This window comes from Cupriavidus necator, assembly GCF_013141915.1.
In the GTDB taxonomy this organism is placed as follows: domain Bacteria; phylum Pseudomonadota; class Gammaproteobacteria; order Burkholderiales; family Burkholderiaceae; genus Cupriavidus; species Cupriavidus necator_B.
In genome coordinates this window covers 1,108,569-1,120,680 of the sequence record NZ_SROX01000001.1, presented here as the reverse complement: position 1 = coordinate 1,120,680, position 12,112 = coordinate 1,108,569, and the positions used below count along the sequence as shown (strand labels likewise).

Here is a 12,112-nt window from a genome sequence, read left to right as displayed (position 1 = left end):
ACTGATCGAAGGCCATGCATGTCCCGGCTTGGCCGGGACATTCTCCGTGGCATGGGTCCGTCACATGTCCGCTATCACCGAGATGGGCCATACGAACGAAGGGCCGCGACGTCTCAAACTGGCCGTAGACGGGCGATCGTGGGTCGCCTGGCCGGCAGCGACCACGGATTTCCGCTTCCGACCCTTCTCGGCCGTTCGGCCCCGAGCAGTCCCAATGGCGGCTTCCGAGGTGCAACGGACATCTTTGCGGAAATGTTGGCCGGCAAGTGCTCGACCTTTGCGGACGGTCGCGAAGAGGTGCCCGCATTTCACCGATAGCCGCCTTGGGGCTATGCCTCAACTGGTGCTGTCGGCCAAGAGCTGCCATTCGATGCTTGGCTACCGAAGCCCGCATCACCGCAAGCGCAATGACTGCTCGCCGCGAAGCCTCCGGCTAGGGGGGGCGAGTATCTGGGGCGAAACGCTTGCGAAGCCGAAATCGGAATCGAGTGCTGTCGCATGCTGCCTCGCGCCCCTCTGGCGGGAAGCGCGTCCGAAGCCGCGCGGGGCTAGCGAGGCTGCGGATGTGCTAGGAAGAACCGCACCATTTCGGCACTGGCATCCGGTCCCTTGGCATCGGTGAACGAGCCGCGGCTGCTGCCTCCTGCCCAGGCATGGGGGGCGCCGTGGATGAGCCAGTATTCGGCATCGACGCCGTTTGCCGCCGTCACGAACTGGCGGGTATATGCGTGTCCACCCCCGTCGCTGCTTCGTTCAGTTCGCTTTAGCGCCTCGCCGACCTCGAAAGGCGCGATCATGCGACTACCGTTGGAAGGATGCACGGTGTGGTCCGTATCGCCGTGAAACACGATAACTGGCCGTTTCGGCTGGGCCATAAACGCTTGGGCGTCGACGCGCGATGCGCCCTTGCGCTTGCCACCTTTCATTGCCGCTAGCGCGGAGGGCAGGTCATGCGCACAGCCCTGCGGCAGGCCGGAGTGAATCCCCGCGGCGGCATACAGTTCGGGATAGCGATGGATCATCACCGCCGCCATGGCGCCGCCAGCGGACAGGCCCGCGATATATACGCGATCTGCATCGACATTGTGGGAGGCCATGACCTCGCGGGTGATGCCAGCGATCAGCGAAGGCTCGCCACGCCCGCTTTGCTGGTCGCCAGGCCGGAACCAGTTCCAGCACTTGGAAGGGTTCGCCTCGGTCGGCTGGATCGGGTAGAGGACCAAGAAGCCATGTAGCTCGGCGAGCGCGTTCATGCGGGTACCCGCCGCAAAATCGTCCGCGTCTTGGGTGCAACCGTGCAGCATCACGATGAGCGGCACCGGCTCGTTCCGGTAACTGGAGGGCACGTAGAGCTTGTAGGCGCGCTGGCCCGCGTGGTTGGCGAACGTCTTCAGGCTGAAATGGCCGCGGACCTCCACATCGGATGGCGAAGGAACCTTCCGCGCCTGGCCGGGCAGGGGAGACGCAAATGGCGTCTTTGCGAGCGGCACGTCGTTCCTGAACAGTGAGCCGCCCGCTGGCAGCAACGCTTCGACAACTTGCGCCGGCGCAGGGCTCCCTTCTTTACTGCCACAAGGCGAGCTGGTCCGGAGGGCTCGCTGGATCGCCTCCGTTGCCTCCAGCGGGCCGGCGGTGCGCAAGAGCTCCATGGCCTCGCGCATGGAGGCGAGGAACGCGTCGTTCATTTTCATGATGGGTTTCCGGATGGGGCAGGGGTTGCGTGAAATTGCGTGAATTACCTGATGCGCCCGGCCAGAGCGGCCTTGACGGCGGTGGAGGCGTGGAAGGCGCCCAGCACCACGACTGACTGAATCGTGGCAAGAGCGAGCTCTGGACTGACGTCGGATGCAATGCTGGCAAGACCCAGCACATGGATATCGAGAAGCTGGTTGGCCGCCTGCGCGGCCTCCAGGTCCTGCCTGGAAAAGTGCTGCAGCCCAAGAACGAGCGCGCGACGGGTCACGGTCTCATTGACCGCCCGCGCATGCACTGCCAGTTGATTGCGAATGGCCGTACGAATCAGATCCGTGCGATTCGAATAAAAACCCTCTTCCACCAGAAGATCGATCTGGCCCAGGTCGACGGGGCCCAGATTGATCGTGATTTTTTCGGTGTCACCGCCTTTCGATCGGGGCACCAGCACAAGTGCGCCTTTTCCGACTTTCATATGTTTGCCATCCTCATATCATCTCTACACCATCCACGTGGATGGTTATAGAATGTTGCGATGCAGCAGTCAAGGAACTTCAGCGGCGACATCGAGAGCAGCCTGGGACAGGAGCCCCAATCCGGCCAACAACAGCCGGAACGGGGCCAGGCGAGAAACAGGTGTAGGGCACAGACGAAAGTATTAAGCAGGCCGCCCACCAGGACGCTTGGCAGCAGCAAGGCCAGCAATGTCAAATTGGTGCGCTCTATAGAAAACAGGATTTACACGCCGTCGATGCGCGAGCGCCACGCAGATAGCGTTTTGGCGGCGTCGACCGCGACGGCCTTCACGGCCCCTTCACGGCCCATAGCAAGGGCCAACAACGGCCGTTAGAATGGGCCAGTTATGGTCTCGCTGTCACTCGTTCGTTTCTCATCCCACGAGCGCTCGAAAATGTGCGCGACCACGAGGTCGACACGCCCATACAACGCATAGTCAATATGCATCAGCTTGCGCTGGATGACATCGGGCTCGTCGAAAGGCGTGATGTGGAAAACCAGATCCGCCTCCCGACGCGCAAGGTTGTAACGGCGTGAATTGGTGACGAGCTCCACCTCTCCGTGCTTCGGCTTCCTACATTCGTTCGAGGAGGGCGAAGCTCCCGCGCGATGTATGGCTTGACCCCCAGGTCATTAGCGACAGCAAGACGGTCATCGACTTTGAGCTACTGTTCCTTGCCGAATGGCATGACCATCGATGAGCTGCATGGCAGCATCCAACGAAGAGCCGCTGTCAGCGGTAAAGACGACGTTCGAATGTCCGGGCGTGGGCCTGAACGAACGTCCGTCGGTGGCCGAATGCGGCCACCCGCCAGGCACGGACGCCGGTCGAGGGCGCGCACAATTCAGCGATTCTTTGCCAGGCCCTAACCAATCCGTCAAGTGACGAATCTGGTGTGAGCGATGTGACCGCCGCCCGCACCAAGCGGTCCAATGGTGTCCATAAACACCGTTTCTAGCGCACATGCTTTCGCTACATAGCGCCCCTCGGGCAGCCGCGATTGCTGCAATCTAATGGGCCTGCCCGGACCGCCTGCCGATGAAACGCACCACCACCATTCCCACGCCGCCGCCCGATGCCGCGCACCTCCTGGTGCCGGCCGACGCGCCGGCCGGCAATGGCTGCGCCGACGACCGCAACTTCGTCACGGCGCTGGCGCGCGGCATGGAGCTGTTGCGTGCATTTGGGCCGCAGGACGATTACCTGGGCAATGCCGAGCTGTCGCGGCGCACGGGCATTCCGCGCCCCACGGTGTCGCGGCTGACCTATACGCTGGCCACCCTGGGCTACCTGACCTATATCGAAGCGACCGAGAAATACCGGCTGGGGCAAGGCGCGATGGTGCTCGGGCACCGCTATGTCGGGGGCGCCGGCATCCGCGAGATTGCGCAGCCGCTGATGCAGTCGCTGGCGTTCGCGACGGATTGCACGGTTGCGCTGGCCATGCCGGACCGCCACGCCATGGTCTACCTGGAAAGCTGCCAGCCGCGCGGCGCGCTGGTGATCCGGCTGGCGCCGGGGGCACGCCTGCCGATGGCGACTTCGGCGATCGGGCGCGCGTGGCTGGCCGGCCTGGATGCCGATCACCGCGAGGCTGCGCTGGCGGAGCTGGCGCGCCACTACGGCGCGCGCTGGCCGGCCGTGCACGCAGGCGTGGAGCGCGCGCTGCGCGACCATGCGCAGCGCGGCTTCTGCGTGGCGCATGCCGAATGGGACCGCACCGTCAGTGGCGCCGCCGCGCCGCTGCGGCTGGCGGGCAGCAGCGAGGTGCTGGCACTGAATATCGGCGGCGCGGCGGTGCGGCTGTCGCCGGAAATCCTGGAAGCCAACCTGGGTCCGCGCGTGCGCGAGCTGGCGCAGACCCTGCAGGCACGGCTATGGCAGCCCGGCGGCGCGCGCGCGACCGCGCGCTTTGCCTCCGCGCAGCCTGAGCCCGACCCCGGTGCGGGGAACCCCGCCTGACATGCCTGGCCGCTGACGCCGGCATCCCAATTCAACGAGGAGACAACCCATGGAAGTACGCAACAAGACCGTCGTGGTGACCGGCGCGGCCACCGGCATCGGCCGTGCGCTGGCATTGGCCTTTGCGCAGGCCGGCGCACGCGGCGTGGCCGTGGCTGACCTAAACGCGGCCGGCGCGGCCGCGGTGGCCGCCGAGGTCCAGGCCGCCGCGCCCGAATGCCAGGTGTTTGCCCAGCCGGTCGACGTGGCCGACGCGGCCGCCGTGCAGGGGCTGGCCGATCTGGCCACGCAGCGCTTCGGACAGGTCGACATCTTCTGTTCCAACGCCGGCATCATCCTGCGCAAGGGCCTGGACGCCAGCGCCGGCGACTGGCAGCGCATCTGGGAAATCAACGTGATGGCGCACATCCATGCGGCGCGCGCGGTGCTGCCGCAGATGCTGGAGCGCGGCGACGGCTATTTCGTCAACACGGTATCGGCTGCGGGTCTGCTGTCGCAGATCGGCTCGGCACCCTATGCGGTGACCAAGCACGCCGCCATTGGCTTTGCCGAGTGGCTGTCGATCACCTACGGCGACCGCGGCATCAAGGTCAGCTGCATCTGTCCGCAAGGCGTGCAGACCAACATGCTGTTCGGCGAGAACGGCGAGCGCAAGGGCTTCCTGCAGGAAGGCTCGGTCACCGCCGAGCAGGTCGCGGCCGTGACGCTGGAAGGCGTGGCGGACGAGCGCTTCCTGATCTTGCCGCACCCCGAGGTGCTTGAGTACTATCGCCGCAAGGGCCAGGACTATGACCGCTGGCTGCGCGGCATGCGCCGCCTGCACGACAAGGTGATGCAGGAGTTCGGCGGCATCGCGGTCTGAAGCCGCGGGCCGTCTGGCAGGTTCCGGCGGCGGCATTGCCGCCGCCTTCACAATGCGCGCGGCCACGCAGCCGCGCGCAACCGGAGGAGCATCCCATGCGTTTCGGTACCGTTGCCGCGGCTACAGTGCTTGCCGCATCCATCCTGTCGAGCCCGCCCGCAGCGCAGGCACAGGGCTATCCCGCCAAGCCCATCCGCATCGTGGTGGGCTTTCCTACCGGCGGCGCGCCCGACACGCTGGCGCGCATCGTCTCGGAGAAGATCTCGCCCGCCTGGGGCCAGCCTGTGGTGGTCGACAACAAGCCGGGCGCAGGCGGCAATATCGGCGCCGAGGCGGTGGCCCACGCGCCGGCCGACGGTTATACGCTCGCGCTCGGCACCGTCGGCACGCATTCGATCAACGGCGCGCTCTACAGCAAGATGCCGTATGACATGGTCAAGGACTTCGCGCCGGTGGTCCTGATCGCGTCGACGCCCAACGTGCTGGTGGTCAACCCCGGCGTGCCGGCGAAGAACGTGGCGGAGCTGATCGCACTGGCCAAGGCAAAACCGGGCGGCCTGACCTTCGGCACGCCGGGCATCGGCACCTCGCCGCATGTGGCGGGGGAAATGTTCAATGCCATGGCGGGTGTCAAGATCACGCATGTGCCGTACAAGGGCCGCGCCATGGCCATCCCCGACCTGCTCGGCGGCCACATCACCATGATGTTCGACAACCTGCCCTCGGCCCTGCCAGTGGTGCGCGAGGGCAAGCTGCGCGCGCTGGGCATCACCAGCGCCAAGCGCTCGGCGTCGGCGCCGGATATCCCGACGCTGGCCGAGCAGGGCCTGCCGGGCTTCGAGGCGGATTCGTGGTTCGCGGTGTTCGCGCCGGCGAATACGCCGAAAGAGGTGGTCGGCAAGCTGAACGCCGAACTCAACCGCATCTTCACGCTGCCCGAGGTGCAGGCGAAGCTGAAGACGCTGGGACTCGATCCGGTGCTGGGCACGCCGGAAAAACTGGCCGCGTACCAGCGGCAGGAAATCGCCAAATGGGCGAGGGTGGTGAAGGAGTCGGGGGCGAAGGCGGAGTAGTCGCAGCGCTGGCGCGCCGTGTTGGCGCGCCGGCTGTTTGCGCTCTCTCCCGCAAGCGGGAGAGAGCACCCAAGCGGTATCAGATAGTCAACAGTGCCGCTGGCCCTCGCCTGCACGCCGCGTGATCAGGCATCCGGCTCCACCGCTCCCCGCACCGACGTCTCGCCACTGGTCTCACGCAGCCGGCTCAGGCTGATCATCGCCCCCAGCGCCGCCACGCCCGCCGCCACATACAACGCCATGCGCGCCGCACCGGCCGGAGACAAGCTGAACAGCAGCGCCACCAGGGCAGTGCCGGTGGTCTGACCCAGCAGCCGCGTGGTGGCCTGCGCGCCGCTGGCGCCGCCGCTGCGTTCCGGCGGGGTGGCGCCGATCATGGCGCGGTTGTTGGGGGACTGGAAGAAGCCGAAGCCGGTGCCGCACATGGCCATGCGCCAGGCGATGTCGAAGCTGCCGGCATCGGGCCCCAGGGTGGCCAGGCCGACCAGCCCGCCGCCCAGCATGGCCAGGCCGATGCCGGCCAGGATGCTGGCCGGGTAGCGGTCCGACAGACGCCCCGACACTGCCGCCATCACCGCCACCATCAACGGCCACGGCGTGATCAGCAAGCCGGTCTCCTGCAGCGAGCGGCCGAGCTGGTATTCGAGATAGAACGGCAGCGCGATGAAGGACAGCATCTGCGTCATGAACGAGCAGAACGACGTGCCCACCGCCAGCGTAAAGGCGCGGCTGGCGAACAGGTCCACCGGCACCAGCGGCGCGACGCGCCCGCGCTGGCGCCGCACCAGCAGCCAGCCGAGCCCCACCGCGAGGGCCACGCCCGCGATGCCGGCGAGGCGCCAGCCGGCGTGGCCGAGGCTGTCGACGCTAAGAATAAACATGCCGAATACCAGCGCCGACAGCAGCGCGCTGGGGTAGTCGAAACCGCGCGGCTGCGGCGGCGTTGCCGGCAGCGCGGTGCGGCTCAGCGCCAGCGCGGCGATGGCCACCGGCACGTTGACCGCGAACAGCCAGGGCCAGCTGGCCACGGCCAGGATCAGCGCGCCCAGCGACGGTCCCACGGCAATGGTCACGCCCACCACCAGGGCATTGAGGCCGATGCCGCGGCCCAGGCGCGTGGGCGGGTAGATAAAGCGCACCAGCGCCGTGTTGACGCTCATGATGCCGGCGCCGCCGATGCCCTGCAGCACGCGCGCCGCCACCAGCATCGGCAGGTTGACCGCCAGCGCGCACAGCAGCGATCCCACCAGGAACGTGGCAAGCCCGGCGCGGTAGACCCGCTTGTAGCCCAGGATGTCTCCCAGCGACGACAGCGGCAGCAGGCACACGGTCACCGTCAGCTGGTAAGCGTTGACGACCCAGATGGTGCTGGCCGGATCAGCCTGCAGTTCGCGCGAGATCGACGGCAGCGCGATGTTGGCAATCGAGCCGTCAAGCACGGCCATGATCAGGCCGAAGAAAACGGTGAGGATCGCCCAGGTGCGCTGGGGCTGGGGAAGGCCTTGTTCTGGCTGCATGGGGGAGACATTGGAGACAATGCCGCGCCCGGAGCGGAGCGGATCGGCCCTGGCCAGGCAGGCTACGGCGCGGCGTTGCCATTATGGTCGCGCGTGGGGCTGCTCGCAAATCCGCCAATTGTGGTAAGGCAGCTGCTAGGGTACGGCCGCGGCACCCGGTGCGTAGCGCTGCAGCCGCCGGTACAGGGCGTTGGCGGCCTCGGTCATGGCCGGGGTCCAGGCAGGTGCCGCTTCGCACAGTGCCTCCAGCGTCCGGCATTCCCTGACCATGGACTGGCGCCGCACGATCATGAAGGCGCCCGCCGCGGCGTGCGCCCAGTGCCGCAGGCCTGGCAGGTCCTGGTGCGCGACGATGCGCGCCAGCCCTGGCAGGTCTTCCCGCAGTTGCTGGCGCAACATGTCTTCGTAGCGGCGGCGCGGGCTGGCCTCCACTGCGGTGGCCGGCGCGCCATGATGCGCGGCTGGGGCGGCGCGGTTGCCGCGGCGGGGCAGGTCGCGCAGGCAGGCTTGCAGGTCCTGCAGCGACGCGGGCTTGGCGAGGTAGCCGGTGAAGCCGCGCAGGCGCCAGTCCTGCTCGGGCTCGCTGCAGGCCACGGCGCTGAAGGCCAGCACCGGCAGGCCCGGGTGCTTTGCCTGCACGGCGCGCAGCAACGCGTGGCCGTCCATTCCCGGCATATGCAGATCGGTCAGCAGCGCGTCGACGCGCGTGCGCTCCAGCACCGCCAGTGCCTGCCTGCCGTTGCCCGTGACGATGGGGTGGCAGCCGAGCGCCTGCAGTTGCTCGGCGATCAGGGACTGGTTCAGCGGGTTGTCCTCGGCGACAAGGATGGTCAGGGGCGACGCCGCGGGCGCAGGCAGCGCAGGCGTTGCGGCGGGCGGCACAGGCATCGGCGCCTGCCGCGGCGCGCCGGTGGCGGCCGCCACGGCGTCAAGCAGCGCGCGATGGCTGAACGCCGAGGTCTCCACCATGCCAGGGCCGCGCTGGCGCGGGCGATGCGGGCCGTCGGCCGTCAGCCACACCACCGCAAGCGGCGTGGGGCGGCGCAGCGCATCCAGCGCCGTCGGCGGAAAGTCTTCGGTGGCGACTACGGCTGCAGGCGCGTCGCGCTGCACGGTGTCCTGCGCCGCTGCCAGGGACGCCACCCCATCCGTGCGCCAGCCCGCGGTCTTGAGCCACGCTTCGATCGAGGTGCCGGTGCGTTGGTCCTGGGACAGCACCAGCACATGACCGCTGCGCGCCACGCTGGCCGCCGTGGGCGCCTGCCAGTCTGCATCGGCCGCCGGCAGCAGCGGCACCGATACCGTGAACGCGCTGCCCACTTCGGGCACGCTGTCCACCACGATGCTGCCGCCCATCAGTTCGCACAGCCGTGCGCAGATCGACAGTCCCAAGCCGGTGCCGCCATAGCGGCTGGCGGCAGCGGCATCGCCCTGGACGAACGGCTGGAACACGCGCGCCGCCAGCGCTGGCGCCATGCCGATGCCGGAATCGCTGACGCGGCACACCAGCCGCGGCATGCCCTGGGCATCGGCCCGCAGTTCACCGCTCAGCGTGATGCGGCCGCTGGCGGTGAACTTGAAGGCGTTGTTGAGCAGGTTATTGAAGACCTGCACCAGCCGCGAGCGATCCCCCGCGACTTCCGTGTCCAGCGTTGGCGACAGCTGCAGGCAGAAGCGGATCGGGCGGCCCGCCACCATGGGCGCATAGGCCAGCGCCAGGCTTTCCAGGGCCTCGACGGGACGGAACGGCGCATTGACCAGCGCCAGCTGGCCCGCATCGACCTTGGAGAAGTCCAGCACATCGTTGACGATGCGCCGCAGTGACCCGGCCGCGGTCTCCAACGCGCGCAGCCGCGCCGCATGCGGCGCCATGCCGCTACTGTGCGCCAGCAGTTCCAGGTTGCCCAGCAGCGCGTTCAAGGGGGTGCGGATCTCGTGGCTCATCGCGGCAAAGAAGGTGGAGCGCACCCGCAGCATCGCTTCGGTGGCCTGCTGGGCGGAGCGCAGCTGCCGCTGCAGCGCCTCTTGCGCGGTGCAATCCTGGACCGCGCAGAACAGCACGGCTTCATCGCGGTAGCGCGCGGCGGCATAGGTGACCTGCAGGAAGCGTGGTGCCGCTTCGGCAAGACCGGTCGGCTCAGGGGCCGCGACGGTGACGCTGGAGACGGATGCGGGCCCGCTGCCGGTGCCGCACGGCGGCCGCTCCAGCGCCTCGGCCACCGCCGCGGGCAGCGGTTGGTGCTGCCGCGCTGGCAGCAGCGCTGCTGCCAGCGGATTGCACGCCAGTACGCCGTAGTCGCGCTGGCGCACGATGCACAGGCCAACCGGCGTGGCACTGACCAGCACCTGGTTCATCAGCTCGCTTTCCAGCGCACGCCGGGCTTCGGCATGCGAGCGCCGCAGCAGCTGCCGGCTCCAGTAGCGCGCGGCCAGCACGATGGCGCCGGTCAGCAGCAGCATGGCGCCGCCGATCACTGCCAGTTCGGCCGCCAGCGCGGTTCCCAGCAGCCGGTATGGCAGGTGGTAGACCAGCAGGCCGAAGCCGGGCTGCATCGGCTGCGCCAGCACGACGCCCGAGGGCGTCACGCGCAGCGCGTGGTGCGGCAGCCCGCGCACCCCTGCGGCGATGTCGCGGGCGCTGGCCGCGGTGAAGCTGCCGGCATGCGGCCACACGTCGATCACGCGATCCGCGTCGTTCAGCAACGCCAGGCCGGCGTCGTCAGTTGGCGGCGGCAGCGCGGCCAGGAACGCCTGCACCGGCACGCAGGCGGCCACCAGCATGGTGGGGGTATCGCCGGCATAGGCGGCGCCGGCCAAGACCATGATCGGGGTGTCATCGACGGGGTCGCGCAGCGGGCCTAGCCAGACTTGCTGGTCGCGCGCCGGCACCGCGTGGCCGGTGCGGTCCAGCAGCGCGCCGGTCAGCTGCGTGCGCAAGCGCGGGATCAGCGTCGGCTCGAGCGCCAGCGGCGCGCGCGCGCCGGCGTCCGGCTGGCGGATTACGATCGCGCTGTCCTCGTCCAGCGAGACCGCGTAGGCGCCATGGTCCAGGTCGAAGGCCTGCTGCGCCGCCACCGCGGCCAGTGCGATCTGCCGCAGCCGCGCATACTGCGCCGGCAACCTCGCGCCCCAGTCATGGCGGGTGGCGCCGGCGGCCAGCAGGTGGTAGTCCTTGCCCACCGCCTCGACATGGGCGCTGGCCGCGCCGGTACGGCGCAAGGCAGCGAGGCCGCTGTCGCGCGACGGGTCCCCGGCGGCGTCCTGCGGATAGCGGATGCTCAGCGCGGTCCGGCGCAGGAACGACGCTTCGTTATGCAACAGCTGTGACACCGTGCTGACGTAGTGCGAGACCAGGCTGCGGCGATAGTGCAGGTGCTGGTCCGCGGCCAGCCCCGCCAGCAGTGTGCCGGCGCACAGCACCAGGACGATCAGGGCCGCGATGGTGGCCGCGTACAGGCGTTGCTGGCGGCGCGCGTGGTCGGCGAGCGCATCGAAGGTGCTGGCCAGGGTATCGCGGGTGTAGTCGAGCGCTTGCTGCATGGTGCCCGGGCGGTCAGATCAACCCGTTTTCATAGGCGTAGCGGATCAGGCCGGTGTTGGTCTGCACCCCCAGCTTGCGCATGGCCACGGTCTTCTGGCTGGAGATGGTACTGACCGAGCGGCCCAGCTTGGCGGCAATCTCGGTCAGCTGCGCGCCCTGCGCATAGAGGCGGATGACCTCGAGTTCGCGCTGGGTCGGCTCCCGGGCTGGCGTGCCGGCCAGCGCCGCGCGCTGCAGCGCCGCCTGCACCGCGGGGGAGCAGAAGCAGCCCCGGCCGAACGCAGCGTGGGCGCAGGCGCGCACCACTTCCTCAAGCGGATCTTCCTTGCTGACAAAGCCGCGCACGCCCAGCTTCATGGCGCGGCGGACGATGGCGGCGTTGGAGCGGGCGCTGATCACCACCACCCGCGTGGCGGGATGGCGCCGCGCCAGGCGGCTGAGCAGATTGAAGCCGTCCAGCGACGCATCGCCGTGGCCCATGCAGAAATCGGTGATGGCGATATCGGCGGGATGCCGCGCCAGCGTGCCCAGCAACTCGGTGCCGTTGCGGCATTCGCCGCTGATCTGGACGCGCGCGCTGCGCTGCAGGCAGTCGCGCAGCGCGGCCACCACCAGCGGGTGGTCGTCGGCCAGGGCAACGCGCAGGATGGGTTCGTTCATGGGCAATCTCCGGGTAAGACGGCAACCGGGTGCGTGCCGGTGGCGCCGCGCGGTGGCGTTATCACAAGACTCGGATTCTGGCGAGATTCGGCGCCTCGCTGAATCGGAATTCCGCTAGTTCCTGGAACCCAGCGAGGCGCACAGGTGGCCGGTTATGGCCAATGTCATGACATGTCTGGAAGATCGGCGGCATGCCGCACCGGCTTGACCCTGGTTTGTGCAGGAAACCTGCGCTTGTCTTGCGATACACCCATTGCGGGAGATCAATGCAGGGTAAAGTGCGGCTGC

8 protein-coding genes and 1 pseudogene are annotated in these 12,112 nt (G+C 68.4%); 3 read left to right on the top strand and 6 right to left on the bottom strand.

What is annotated here, in order from left to right; translation table 11 throughout:
- Positions 1–548 precede the first annotated feature (548 nt).
- The 3 genes and pseudogenes from E5S69_RS04980 to E5S69_RS04970 all read right to left on the bottom strand — a co-directional run.
- Positions 549–1,691 (bottom strand): alpha/beta hydrolase family esterase, encoded by a 1,143-nt coding sequence (locus tag E5S69_RS04980; protein WP_171513874.1) that lies wholly within the window; start codon positions 1,689–1,691, stop codon positions 549–551.
- 44 nt (positions 1,692–1,735) lie between these two features.
- The gene (locus E5S69_RS04975) at positions 1,736–2,167 is read right to left on the bottom strand and encodes a CopG family transcriptional regulator (RefSeq protein WP_171513873.1); all 432 of its coding nucleotides are present in this window, start codon (positions 2,165–2,167) and stop codon (positions 1,736–1,738) included.
- 446 nt (positions 2,168–2,613) lie between these two features.
- A pseudogene (locus E5S69_RS04970) lies at positions 2,614–2,763 on the bottom strand (LysR family transcriptional regulator); the annotation flags it as partial.
- A gap of 484 nt (positions 2,764–3,247) precedes the next feature.
- Between E5S69_RS04970 and E5S69_RS04965 the strand changes: the two are divergent.
- The 3 genes from E5S69_RS04965 (at position 3,248) to E5S69_RS04955 (ending at position 6,106) form a co-directional block, all read left to right on the top strand.
- Positions 3,248–4,171, top strand: coding sequence for an IclR family transcriptional regulator (locus E5S69_RS04965; protein WP_171513872.1), 924 nt, complete (start codon positions 3,248–3,250; stop codon positions 4,169–4,171).
- 49 nt (positions 4,172–4,220) lie between these two features.
- Entirely contained in the window at positions 4,221–5,033 is an 813-nt protein-coding gene (locus tag E5S69_RS04960; RefSeq protein ID WP_171513871.1) for an SDR family oxidoreductase, read from the top strand.
- 95 nt (positions 5,034–5,128) lie between these two features.
- Positions 5,129–6,106, top strand: a complete 978-nt coding sequence (locus tag E5S69_RS04955) for a Bug family tripartite tricarboxylate transporter substrate binding protein (RefSeq protein ID WP_171513870.1) — start codon at positions 5,129–5,131, stop codon at positions 6,104–6,106.
- 125 nt (positions 6,107–6,231) lie between these two features.
- On the opposite strand, the gene E5S69_RS04950 is transcribed toward E5S69_RS04955, so the two are convergent.
- The 3 genes from E5S69_RS04950 to E5S69_RS04940 all read right to left on the bottom strand — a co-directional run bounded on the left by E5S69_RS04950 (position 6,232) and on the right by E5S69_RS04940 (position 11,824).
- The gene (locus E5S69_RS04950) at positions 6,232–7,623 is read right to left on the bottom strand and encodes an MFS transporter (RefSeq protein ID WP_171513869.1); all 1,392 of its coding nucleotides are present in this window, start codon (positions 7,621–7,623) and stop codon (positions 6,232–6,234) included.
- Positions 7,624–7,758: 135 nt separating this feature from the next.
- Positions 7,759–11,163: an ATP-binding protein gene (locus tag E5S69_RS04945; protein WP_171513868.1), complete on the bottom strand. Its 3,405-nt coding sequence runs from the start codon at positions 11,161–11,163 to the stop codon at positions 7,759–7,761.
- Positions 11,164–11,176: 13 nt separating this feature from the next.
- Positions 11,177–11,824, bottom strand: a complete 648-nt coding sequence (locus tag E5S69_RS04940; protein WP_171513867.1) for a response regulator transcription factor — start codon at positions 11,822–11,824, stop codon at positions 11,177–11,179.
- Positions 11,825–12,112 lie beyond the last annotated feature (288 nt).